The organism is Methylorubrum rhodesianum (genome assembly GCF_014199985.1).
Classification (GTDB): domain Bacteria; phylum Pseudomonadota; class Alphaproteobacteria; order Rhizobiales; family Beijerinckiaceae; genus Methylobacterium; species Methylobacterium rhodesianum.
This window is the reverse complement of the sequence record NZ_JACHOS010000020.1, coordinates 100,119-110,346: the sequence shown is the minus strand read 5'-3', so window position 1 is coordinate 110,346 and position 10,228 is coordinate 100,119. Positions and strand designations below refer to the sequence as shown.

Below are 10,228 nucleotides of genomic sequence, written 5' to 3'. Positions count from 1 at the left end.
CTGCGCGGCATCGGCCTCTGCGTCGGCGCTCATGCGCGGCGGGTGGGTCCCTTTTGGACGCCGATCCTGGGTCCCTATTGGACGCCGATTGACAGAGGCAGCCTTATGGTGCGTAGGATCGTCAGGGAGCTTCTCCGAGGCTGTCCTCAAGGCGGTAAACCTCGGTGATGATGCTGACACGACCGGCGCCATCGCAGGTCAGCTTGCCGGTGCTTTCTACGGTGTTTCAGGCATCCCCGAACGATGGCGGAAGCGTCTGGCCTGGAATGATCGGATCGAGGGCTTAGCGGATCGTCTGTTCACGGAGAGCGTTCAATGAGCGACGATCCCTTCATCCCCTATGCCGTGATCGAGACTGCGAATTGGCCGCCTACTTCGATGTTGACGATCTGGGCGATAGGAGCGGCAAAGCTGAAACGCATCGACTTCGACCTGTCACAGCCGGAAGATACGTTCATCGATCAAGCGTTAGCAGGATTACAGGCCAAGCTTGATCGATACGGAGGGAAGGAACTGCCATCATTCGGCCGTCCGGTTTCGATTGTCATCAACCTCGAACCGAACAGGGGAATTCGGATCGATCTCGATGGCACTATTCTAGATAAGCTGGACTGGACGATGACCATAGGATCAGCATCTATGACGACGGATCGAGGAACAGCGGGGCTAGGATTGAGCAAGTGAGTGATGTCAGAACTTGATGATGACATCACCACAGGGCGCACCATCCTCTCTTTCTCGGTGTGTTGTTGTTATTGAGGGTGGAAGGTGGAAGTTGAACCCCTAAGTTTATAGAATGAGAAGTATTAATAGCAGCGATAGTTGGCGAATCAACTTCCACCTTCCACCTTCCTGTTATTCGACCGAAGGGAGAGTCGGGCTGTTAGGCCCGACCTTATTACTTCAATCTGATGCCTAGTCGTCCATTTCCGTCCTTTCTTCTAATAACAGGAAAACCGAGACGTATCAGTTCCTTGCCGAACATGTTGGATGACAGAGGTTCAAGACCACTGGCTTCACACCAACGACTATAAGCCGAGTGCAATACATTCATCCTCTCGATAGCATCTTCGACTCTATCGCAGCTAACCTCGACGAAAGAAGCTACGGTGTCGCTGTCGGATCGGTATCGAGTAGTTCCATTGCGAACAGACGCAGGCGGATTCAAAAAGCCATTCTTCATCTCGCCAAGCTCTTGAACACCCTGCAAAGCCCAATTGAGGATTCCAGGCAGTTCAAGCTTCAACCTGTCGAATAATCCACTGTCTCTCTGCCCTTCATTGAAGCTAACAGGAAAGTCAATTACGTGGATGCGACGCCAGATTGCTTCGTCGCCACCCTGAATCACGGGCAGGTCATTCGTTGCAAACCAGATTTTGAACTCTGGTTTCAGGTTGAAATACTGACCATAGAGCGGACGACAAGGGATCGTATCGCCACCTGTCATCAACTTGACCTTGGAAACAGCCAACTTCTGACCGATCTCTCCTTCACTCGCAGAAACGAAACGCCGTCCAGCAAGAGAGGCGATATCGTCTGTCTTATCGTTGCCGAACTTCGATGCCATCAAGGAGTTGGATGGGAGAGAAGTGCCATAGTCACCCATCAGTTCCTGAATGATCTTAAGGAACGTTGACTTGCCATTCGCCCCTGATCCGATGGCTACGAACAGGCATTGAGCGGCGACACTTCCAGTCAACGTATACCCAACTCCCCTTCTGATAAAATCGACCTTCTCTTTATCCCCATCAAATACCTGTTTCAGGAATTCGATGAACGAAGGGCATTGGGCCTGACTATTATAGTTAGTTCCGAGTCTCCGAGTTACAATGCAGGAAGGCTTCACCAGCTTACCAGCCCGCAGATCGAGCACGCCATTCCCACACCCGACGAGGAAGGGATCGGTGTTGAACTCAGACGATGCGATTCGAAGGCTCGATCTCGATACCTCAACAATAGCGTTGATCCGAGAAATAGACTGTGCCGCCTTAAGTTTTCTGGCCTCTTCGAAGTTGGTCACATCGACATCGAATGACTTCACGTAATCCATGACACTTCCCTTGACGGATGCCAGGGTCGCGGGTTCATAAACATCATTCTGCCGCTGATAAAAACGTTCTTCGTCGTCGCAGAAGATAAGATCATCTCCGATGTAGTCGCAGAAGTCTTGCCCACTCTTTAGGTCGCTCGAAATGCTCGGGAGCTTCTTCGGCTGTTGGGTTGCAGATTTACTTTTAGGCTCCGCGCTTACCATCAGCCACTTAGAGATAGCGGTCATGATCTTATAATCAACAAACCGCTCGAGATCATCCTTCCACGCCACCTTATTACCAGATGCGAGATCGATGTAACTGTCTCGGACGCATTCAACTCTATCCGCAACATCATCATCGTTCGCGTATTCTGCGACCGCCTCGATTAGACGCGTGAAAGTTCCCTGATCGATGCGCTTATGAGCAGCCCATCCGCCTAGAGCGAGTGCCAGAGCGTGCCTACTCCCTTCATTCCAGAACTCGCTCATTACGGCTCCGGCAGCGATAAGCCCGCACTGGCGCTCCAGGGTTTCCCAATCGGTTTCGAAGGGTTCCGGTAGAGAATAATCTTCGAAACGAACGCGCGAACCATCTTCGTAGATCGATCCAGGCAGGACCGTCTGACAGTTATTGCCTCGGAGTTCGACAATCACCTCGTTAGAAACAGGGTGCTTGAATCGCAGCGTGTTACGAGAATCAGGAACCCTATACAGGTAGTGACTCGCCGGATTATCATCGCGCCCGAACACACGAGTTTCAGTGTTCAGCAACCTTCTTCCAAGAGACACCGCAGCATCACAGTCGAGATCAATATCAACAATCCCGCGCGATGCTGAACCGAGTTTAATTCCGATGTTGTAGTGCTCAGGGAATGTTCCATAGGTTTCGATTTCTTCGATCGTTAGCCTGATGCCTGTCCAGTTACTCAGCAACGGCTTCTTCGTCATCGACCTGAGTACGGTAATATCATAGCCGCTCTCAATGTAGGTCATAGGTGTAATCGTATTCAATCATATCTCCTGATAATCATTGATCACGTCGTCACAAGCGCAATCAATCTGCCCGCCGCCTTTCCTCGGCCGGAGTTGAAATACCTTGATAGGTGATCGTGTAAGAGTGTCTCGACAGTGATTTCTGCGGCGACCACCTTATAATGATCAAGCTGCCGCGAATTGTCTATGTTAATGAAGTCTATGCATTGAGATTTATCTTCGTCGATGTCGCTAGAGATGTAGCACTCAACGTGTTATGCTAATCCACGGCCACATCTTCGGAGAAATTTCCAGCCATCTCGTTCCGATTGCTAACTATCATAGACAAACTGATGCGGACACATCAGCCGATTGGGCCGGAACGCGCCGTGACTATACTATTTTGAAGGCCCTGGATCGGAAAATCATTGATCTGGCCCCGCTCGACGTATGCGATTCTAGAGTTGTATTGACCTAGAGTTGCCGCACCTCGGAGAGGTTAGAATCGAGCTTTGGCTGAACACTATGCTAGACATTGTAGTGAGGAAACCGCTCCATCGCACGGCTCAGCATTAGTAAGGATGGTGTTTCGTATCGTCGTCCAACTGATGCAACACGATGACCGGTGATAGCGTCGCGCAACCGTTCTTCTATCCCCGCGCCAAGTGCCCTTGTCTTGAATGTATGACGCCAGCCGTGATTGGGATCGACGCCAGGATCGAGATTCACAGTTTCCCGAACCCACTTACCAACCTTGTGCCCTCTCAGTTCCGCAGGAGAAGTTGAGGACGCCTTGCCGTGTCGCTTGGGGTCATAGAATAAGGGGCCGGGCGCAGAGGCTTCTACGAACGCCAAAAGGCCGAGTTCGATCAGGTGGGCGTGAAGCGGCACCGTTCGCGGCTCCCCGGTCTTAGTGACCCGTAGGTCCATGACGACAATGCCGGCTTCGGTTCGTATGTCGCGCTTCTCCAGATGCGTCAGTTCCGCAATTCGAGCACCTGAGTATGCTGCCAGCCAAGGGCACCATCGCCGGGCCGCAGCGAAGGTAGGGTTCTCTTCGTCAGGCTTGACCGCTGAGGCTGCCGAAAGGATCGCAGCGACTTCCTGCTCTCGAAACGTCCTCTCTCGCTCCACGACCCGCCTAGGTTCATCCAAGCGGACGCCACGGACCGGGTTGTCCGACAGGAGTTTCTTGCCCTGCCGGCTGGCGGCCCAACCCATGACGGACCCAACTGCGACCATATCGTTCTTGTTGATTGCGCGGGCCGTCACTCCCTCTACGTCACGCCGATGTTCAGCCCACGCATACAGGTCGTCGGCGGTCAGCGTTCGCACGTCACGACCCTTTGTGAAGGCTTCGAATGAGCGGAAGCTCCCCCGATACCGCTTGATGGTGTTCGGGGCCTTCTTGTCCTCGCTGAAGGCGGCCCATCGTTCGAACATGGCGCCGGCAGTCACAGTCCCTGCATTCGACTCATTCCCTGCGGGAGCCAGTTCCGGGGGGTGATGTTCGAGACGTGTCTCTGCGGCCGGAGGAAGCTGAATGATCGCTTCCTCAACCTTCGCCGGAGTGTCGGCCGGGATGCTGAGGTCCGAACCATTTCTGCGAGCCTGCCAGATAAGCTTCAACGCCCCATCAGCCACCGAATGCCAGATACGCGCTTGGCTCGGCTCTTTCGTCCGCAGTGACACCTGAACGATGGGGCCAACGGTGACCGATATCCGCAAGCCACCCACCGGCAGCGTCACGGACTGTCCCCTTAAGCTCGGGAGAATGTCACGGGGAGTTCGTTGCCGTAGATGAAAAACCCCTGTCTTAGGGTCCTTCCACGGTCGGGCTACTCTGAGAGGCAATGTGTGAGACCGCTGTGTGAGAGTGCGGTCATCCTTACTCTGATTTTCGCCCTAACCCCTTCCAATCGTTAGGAAAGAGTTTGGTGCGGCCAAGAGGACTCGAACCTCCACCCCTCGCGGGACTAGCACCTCAAGCTAGCGCGTCTACCAATTCCGCCATGGCCGCCCTTGCCGCCGTGCCGCTTCGTCAGCGGTCGGTGTCTTGTGTGGGCGGCGCAGCGGATAACAGAAGCCCGGGGCGGGCACAAGCGCCGGATTCGCTTCTCTGCATTTTGCCGCCTCGGAAAACGCGTCAGAGCCCCGCATCCGTGTCGTCGAGGATCGGCACGGCGCCCTCGCCGATCGTCACGCCGGGGGTGCGCACCACCTCGGCCTTGCGGATCAGCTCGGTCACCTCCACGGAGATGCGGTTGCCGGTCACCACGATCTGCCCGCGGGCGATCGGGTGGTCGTTGGCGAGGATTTCGACCATGTCGGTCTCGGTGGCTTCCAGCTCGATCACCGCGCCGCGGCCCATGCGCAGCAGCATGTGCAGCGGCATGTGGCTGCGCCCCAGCACGACCTTGAGATCGACCTGCAATTCGTCCAGGACCGCCACGCGCGGATGCTCCCTGTCTCAACGCTCGGAAAACCTTCCGCATGCAAGGGTGAAGTCTTGGTAAACAATTCCTTCACGACACCCGCTTCCCGGCTTTCGATCGCACCCGCGACATTCCTGCCGCGCGAAGGCATGCCGCCGGTGGCCTGGCGCGTGAGCGACGCCCTCGTCGGCTACGAGGCGGCGGAGGCCGAGATGGAGGCCCGCGCGGCCGCCATCGCCCGGGGCGAGGCCGACGAACTGGTCTGGCTCCTGGAGCATCCGCCGCTCTACACGGCGGGCACCTCGGCCAAGAGCGCCGACCTCGTCGAGCCCGAGCGCTTCCCCGTCCACCGCACGGGGCGGGGTGGGCAGTACACCTATCACGGGCCGGGCCAGCGCATCGCCTACGTGATGCTCGACCTCAACCGGCGGAAGCCCGATCTGCGGGCCTACGTGGCGAGCCTGGAGGCGTGGCTGATCGCGACGCTCGACGCCTACAACGTCCGGGCCGAGCGCCGCGAGGATCGGGTCGGGGTCTGGGTGCGCCGGCCGGAGAAGGGCGAGGTGAACGGTGTCTGCGTCGAGGACAAGATCGCGGCGATCGGCATCCGCGTGCGGCGCTGGGTGAGCCTGCACGGCATCAGCCTCAACGTCGAGCCGGATCTCTCGCACTTCTCCGGCATCGTGCCCTGCGGCGTGCGCGAGCACGGGGTCACGAGCCTGGCCGATCTCGGCCGCATCGTCAGCCTGCCCGAGGTGGACATGGCGCTGCGCGCCGCCTTCGAACCAATCTTCGGGCCGACGCGCGACGAGGCCTGAAATCAGGGGTTTCGAGAGGTGGGCCCTTTCGCAGGTCCAGGGCGGAGCCCTGGGACGACATCAGGGCGCTGCCCCGAGACCCCGCCAAAGGGCTGACCCCTTTGGATACCCGGGACTTCACGCGTCGGCGGTGGCCGTCGGCGCCACCGGCAGAGAGGTCGCAGGTGCCGGCCGGCGCAGGCGCAAGGCCGCGCGCAGCAGCGGCAGGACGAGGCGGGCGAGCCGGATCTGCCCCGGCAATTGCTTCGGCATCAGCGGGCGGTAGACGAGGCGCGGGCTGGCGCGATCGACCGCCGCGACGATCTCGCCGACCCGCGGCAGGGCGGCGATGCGGCGGGCTTCCGTCTCGGGGATGCCGAGCCGGCGCGCCCAGCCGAGATCGTGGGCGAGCCGGCCCTCGTTGTAGAGCCGGCGCAGTCGCGCCCGCCAGGCGTAGCGGTGGAGCGCGCGGGGCACCGCCTCCATCCGCGCGTCGCAGAGGGCGTCCGGCTCCTCGCAGCGGGAGCGGATCGTGTCGGCGACGCCGCCGGCCGCGCGGCCGGTGAGGCGGGCCGAGATCAGCACTATAACCGCCCGGTCGTGGCGCACGCGAAAGCCCCGCTCCAGCAGGGCGCCGACGAAGGCACCGTCCTCGCCGAGCGGGATCTCCGGCATGCCGCCGACGTCGCGATAGGCCGGCAACCGCACGGCGAGCGAGGCGCCGATAGTGGTGCGATGGCAGGGCCAGGGATCGTGCGGATCGGGGTCGATGCGCGCCTCCAGCTCGGTGATGAGGGCGTCGTAGGCGTCCTCCAGGCGGCCGCGGGCCGGCAGCGAGGGCGGCAGCAGGGCCGCCTCCTCCGGGATCAGCTCGACCCGCCCGGCGACCGCATCGGCCCCCGCCCCCAGCGCGGCGAGGTTGGCCGCGACCCAGTCCGGCGGCACGATGCTGTCGGCATCCGTCGTCAGGAGGGTCGCCGCCTCGGCCGTTCCCTCCTCCTCGAGCCACGCGACCGCCGCGTCCATCGCCGCGCGGCGGGCCCAGCCCGCATGGGCTCCGGCATGGACACGCTCGATCACCCGGACCGGGACCGACATCTGCGGCACCAGATCGGCCACGATCCGCTCGGTGCCATCGGTGCAGTTGTTGAGGAACAGCACGAGCCCGAGGCGGCCCGGCGGGAGGCCGGCCTGTCCATCGATCGCCTTCAGGCAGCGGGCGATCCGCTCGGCCTCGTTGCGCACGGGGATGGCGATGACGGTGTCAAGAACAGGCTGGGTCGGGGAAACGGGCGGCACGGACGGGCTCCGGGAAGGCCGAAGAGGGGCGCCGGACGGACCGGATGCGGTTCCGGCCAGCGCCGCGCGTCTCCCTGCGCCACGCTTGATGAACCGCGGCTGATGGTCCCGTGCGGCGGAACAGGGCCCGCCGGCCCCGGTTTCCCGGGCAACCCGCAACCCACCCGATCTTCCCGAGGAATCCCCATGTCGGCACCCGACAGCCTCAAGGACGTCTACCTCGACGAGATGAAGGACCTCTGGTCGGCCAACGACCAGATGGCCCGCGCCGTGCGGCAATTGAGCGAGGGCGCGAGCGACCCGAAGCTGAAGCAGATGCTTCAGGATTCCGTCGGCGGCATCACCAAGCACACCGAGACCCTGAAGTCCCTCATCGAGGAGCATGGCGGCCAGACCTCACCGGAGCACTGCAAGGGCATGGAGGGTCTCGTCGCCGAGGCGCTCAAGCACGGCCTCAAGGAGGCGCCGAGCGACGGCCGCCTGCGCGACGTGCAGATCATCGCCCAGTATCAGCGGATGTCGCATTACGGGCTCGCCGGCTTCGGCTCGGCCGCCGCCTACGCCAAGGCCCTGGGCAAGTCCGATCAGGAGAACCGGCTCAAGAGCGCCGTCTCCGAGATCTACAAGAGCGACGAAGTCGCCAGCCGCCTCGCCGAAAGCGTCGAGCGCGCCGCGGCCTGACCGCGTCGCCCCCTCTCCTTACGCCCGCTCACCCCTCCCGCCGGCGGCCCGGGTCGAGACAGCGATCCGGGCCGATCGCGCGTCGTTTTCCGAGCTGCTCTCCCCCGAGCTGTTTTCGAGCCGTTTCCCAGGAGATCCTCCATGAGCGTCCTGTCCGCCCTCGGCCTGACCTCGGGCAAGAAGGTCCGCTACGCCGTCGTGGCGCTCGGCGACATCTCGCAGGAGGCGATGCTTCCGGGCGTGGCGCATACCGGCAATTCCGAGGTCACGGCTTTCGTCACCGGCGATCCCGAGAAAGCGCGCCGGGTCGGCGAGCGATACGGCGTCACCGACACCTACGGCTACGCGCAGTTCGGCGAGTTGCTGGCCTCGGGCACCATCGACGCGATCTATCTTGCCACGCCGAACTGGCGCCACGCCGAGTTCGCGATCCCGGCGCTGGGAGCCGGCATCCACGTGCTGGTGGAGAAGCCGCTGGAGATCTCGGGCGAGAAATGCCGGGCGATCATGGCGGCTCAGGCGGAATCCTCGGCCAAACTGATGGTCGCCTACCGGCTGCATTTCGAGCCGGCGACGCTCGCCACCATCGACCTGATCCGCTCAGGCCAGCTCGGCGAGATCCTGACCTTCTCCTCGACCTTCACGCAGATGGTCTCGCCCGAGAACCACCGGGCGAAGAGCGGCGTCGAGGCCGGTCCGATCTTCGACATGGGGCCCTACCCGATCAACGCCGTGCGCTACCTGTTCGGCGACGAGCCGACCGAGGTGGTCTCGGCCGTCGGCGTGCGTCATCCCGAGGCCGGGCTCGGTGATTTCGACGACACGGTCGCCGTCACCCTGCGCTTCCCGAAGAACCGCCTCGCGCAGTTCGTGCTGTCCTATTACGGAAACGTGCTCGACACCTACGCCGTGGTCGGCACCGAGGGCAGCGTCGAGGTGAATCCGGCCTACATGTACGGCAAGCCGCTGGAGCGCACGGTGACGCTCGGCGAGAAGAAGACCCACGAGAGCTTCAAGAACACCGATCATTTCGGCGGCGAGCTGAAGTATTTTTCGGATTGCATCCTCAACGGAACCGATCCCGAGCCCGACGCCGAGGAGGGCTACGCCGACCTGCGGGTGATCGAGGGCATCCTGAAGGCGCTGGAGACCGGCGGATCGGTGACGCTTGAGCCGTTCACGCGCGGGCGCCGTATCGACACCGCGGCGCAGAAGCAGACGCTGTCGGCGCAGAAGCAGACGCTGTCGGCGCAATCCGCGCCGGAGCTCGTGAACACCTCCAATCCCGGCAAGGGCAAGGACAAGGTGCCGAAGAACTGAGATCGTTCACGGCCCATCGACTCGGCTCAATTCCTACAACCGCCATTCCGGGGCGCTGATCAGCGACCCCGGACTCCATGGCGGGCCTCGACGGAGTCGTGTTTCCCGGCATCCCGGGTGGATCCCGGGTTCCGCTGCGCGGCTCCGGGATGACGGGCGCCGGCGGCACCGAAGCGATCAAGCGGAAAGCGTGTACGCGTTCTCGAATCCTAACCGATGCACCGCAGGGATCTGGAAAAACGATGATCTTCCTCTACGGCATCGCCCTGCTCGCGGGCATCGCCACGGCGGTGCAGCCCGGCCAGAGCACGCAGCTCGCGCGGTCCTTCGGCGGCGAGCCCTTCGCGGCCGGGCTGGTCTCGATGCTGGTCGGCACCGTCACTATGCTCGCCGTCGGCCTCGCCACCGGGCGGCTGCATCTGCCGGGGCTTCAGCAGGTGGCCGGCACGCCCTGGTGGGCCTGGGGCGGCGGCGTGCTCGGAGCCGGCGTGATCCTCTCCCAGCTCTTCGTCGCGCAGCGGATCGGGGCGGCGACCTTCCTCGGCCTCCTCGTCACGGCGGGCGTCGTCACCTCGATCACCCTCGACCATTTCGGGCTCGAGGGCTTCGCGACCCATCCCGCCAGCCTCGCGCGCCTCGTCGGCGGAGGGCTGATGATCGTGGGCGTCGCCCTGGTGGCGCTGTTCTGAGCC

10 protein-coding genes and 1 tRNA gene are annotated in these 10,228 nt (G+C 61.8%); 6 read left to right on the top strand and 5 right to left on the bottom strand.

The annotated features are described in order from the left end of the window. Window positions 1-31 precede the first annotated feature (31 nt). Window positions 32-319 carry an ADP-ribosylglycohydrolase family protein gene (locus tag HNR01_RS23640; protein ID WP_246417629.1) on the top strand — a complete coding sequence of 96 codons (288 nt, stop codon included), beginning with the start codon at window positions 32-34 and terminating at the stop codon, window positions 317-319. After that, window positions 316-684, top strand: coding sequence for a hypothetical protein (locus HNR01_RS23635; protein WP_183670227.1), 369 nt, complete (start codon window positions 316-318; stop codon window positions 682-684). The genes HNR01_RS23640 and HNR01_RS23635 overlap by 4 nt, the downstream gene beginning before the upstream one ends. A gap of 214 nt (window positions 685-898) precedes the next feature. Here HNR01_RS23635 and HNR01_RS23630 read toward each other — a convergent pair whose 3' ends face one another. The 4 genes from HNR01_RS23630 to HNR01_RS23615 form a co-directional block, all read right to left on the bottom strand. After that, window positions 899-3,025: a phage/plasmid primase, P4 family gene (locus HNR01_RS23630; protein WP_246417621.1), complete on the bottom strand. Its 2,127-nt coding sequence runs from the start codon at window positions 3,023-3,025 to the stop codon at window positions 899-901. Between the two features lie 507 nt (window positions 3,026-3,532). Next, on the bottom strand, window positions 3,533-4,753 hold the full coding sequence (locus tag HNR01_RS23625; protein ID WP_183670223.1) for a tyrosine-type recombinase/integrase: 1,221 nt from the start codon (window positions 4,751-4,753) through the stop codon (window positions 3,533-3,535). A 186-nt stretch (window positions 4,754-4,939) separates the two neighbouring features. After that, a tRNA-Leu gene (locus HNR01_RS23620) sits at window positions 4,940-5,024 on the bottom strand. A gap of 126 nt (window positions 5,025-5,150) precedes the next feature. Continuing rightward, on the bottom strand, window positions 5,151-5,456 hold the full coding sequence (locus HNR01_RS23615; RefSeq protein ID WP_017483910.1) for a FliM/FliN family flagellar motor switch protein: 306 nt from the start codon (window positions 5,454-5,456) through the stop codon (window positions 5,151-5,153). Window positions 5,457-5,588: 132 nt separating this feature from the next. Between HNR01_RS23615 and lipB the strand changes: the two genes are divergently transcribed. Next, complete coding sequence (gene lipB / locus HNR01_RS23610; protein WP_183670221.1) at window positions 5,589-6,257, top strand: lipoyl(octanoyl) transferase LipB; 669 nt, start codon at window positions 5,589-5,591, stop codon at window positions 6,255-6,257. Window positions 6,258-6,374: 117 nt separating this feature from the next. Here the strand turns inward: lipB and HNR01_RS23605 are convergent, their stop codons facing one another. Beyond that, complete coding sequence (locus HNR01_RS23605; protein WP_183670219.1) at window positions 6,375-7,535, bottom strand: glycosyltransferase family 2 protein; 1,161 nt, start codon at window positions 7,533-7,535, stop codon at window positions 6,375-6,377. 186 nt (window positions 7,536-7,721) lie between these two features. On the opposite strand from HNR01_RS23605, the gene HNR01_RS23600 reads away from it, so the two are divergent. From HNR01_RS23600 to HNR01_RS23590, 3 genes are all read left to right on the top strand, one after another. After that, entirely contained in the window at window positions 7,722-8,216 is a 495-nt protein-coding gene (locus tag HNR01_RS23600) for a ferritin-like domain-containing protein (RefSeq protein ID WP_183670217.1), read from the top strand. A gap of 141 nt (window positions 8,217-8,357) precedes the next feature. Then, window positions 8,358-9,536, top strand: a complete 1,179-nt coding sequence (locus tag HNR01_RS23595) for a Gfo/Idh/MocA family protein (RefSeq protein ID WP_183670215.1) — start codon at window positions 8,358-8,360, stop codon at window positions 9,534-9,536. 242 nt (window positions 9,537-9,778) lie between these two features. Then, window positions 9,779-10,225 carry a DMT family transporter gene (locus tag HNR01_RS23590; RefSeq protein WP_183670212.1) on the top strand — a complete coding sequence of 149 codons (447 nt, stop codon included), beginning with the start codon at window positions 9,779-9,781 and terminating at the stop codon, window positions 10,223-10,225. The last annotated feature ends 3 nt before the right edge of the window (window positions 10,226-10,228 follow it).